The sequence below is a fragment of the Corynebacterium phocae genome, assembly GCF_008693075.1.
GTDB lineage: Bacteria > Actinomycetota > Actinomycetes > Mycobacteriales > Mycobacteriaceae > Corynebacterium > Corynebacterium phocae.
In genome coordinates this window covers 1-842 of the sequence record NZ_VXKJ01000007.1, presented here as the reverse complement: position 1 = coordinate 842, position 842 = coordinate 1, and the positions used below count along the sequence as shown (strand labels likewise).

Annotated in this window: 1 pseudogene; it reads left to right on the top strand. The window is 51.7% G+C overall.

Annotated features, from left to right (window positions below):
* Positions 1-842 (top strand): annotated as a pseudogene (locus F4V58_RS00860) (IS1634 family transposase); the annotation flags it as partial.

Sequence of the window (842 nt, the reverse complement as noted above, 5' to 3'; positions counted from 1 at the left end):
ACGTTGCTTCTGGTGATGACCAGGTGTTTTATCATTTGGTTGCGGCGCGGATAATTCATCCGGGGTCAAAGTTTGAATCCATCGAAACGCTTGCGGAAGCCGGTGTTGAATCTGCTAGCTATTCGACAATCAAGCGTCATTTGCCTCGGTACGCCACGGAGTTGTTTAGGGATGAGATTTCAGCCTCGCTTGCCCAGCATGCGGGGATTGGCCCTGGGGTATTGGTTCTTTACGACGTGACGACGTTGTACTTCGAAACGGATAAAGAAGACGATTTCAGAAAGCCCGGTTTTTCAAAAGAGCGGCGGCTAGAACCGCAGGTCACCGCAGGAATGCTCACTGATACAACAGGATTGCCGTTGTCTATTAATGCCTTTGAAGGCAACCGTGCTGAAACGCACACGATGCTTCCAATGATCAGAAAACTGCAAGAAGCTTATAGTCTGGATGACATTACCGTTGTAGCAGATGCGGGAATGTTTTCGGCGGCCAACAAGCGAGAAGTCGTCTCCGCTGGGCTTGGCTATATCTTGGGCACGAAAGAACGCGACATCCCTAAAGTTATCGCTGCTTGGCGAAAAGAAAACCCCGACACCGACTACACCGCCTACACCGACGGGCAGATTTGGCGGCATGACACTGTGCGCACTACCGGGTCGGAGTCGGTGACAGAATCGGTTACGTTTTACCAATACTCCTGGGATCGAGCCCGGCGAAGCCTCAGGGGAATTGAGGAGCAAGTGAAAAAGCTGAGCGTGCCGTCGAAGGGAAAATCCCTGTAAAGCGAAACCGGTACGTCAACCTCAAAGCCCCAAATAAGCAGGTCAACCATGCTCTAGCAG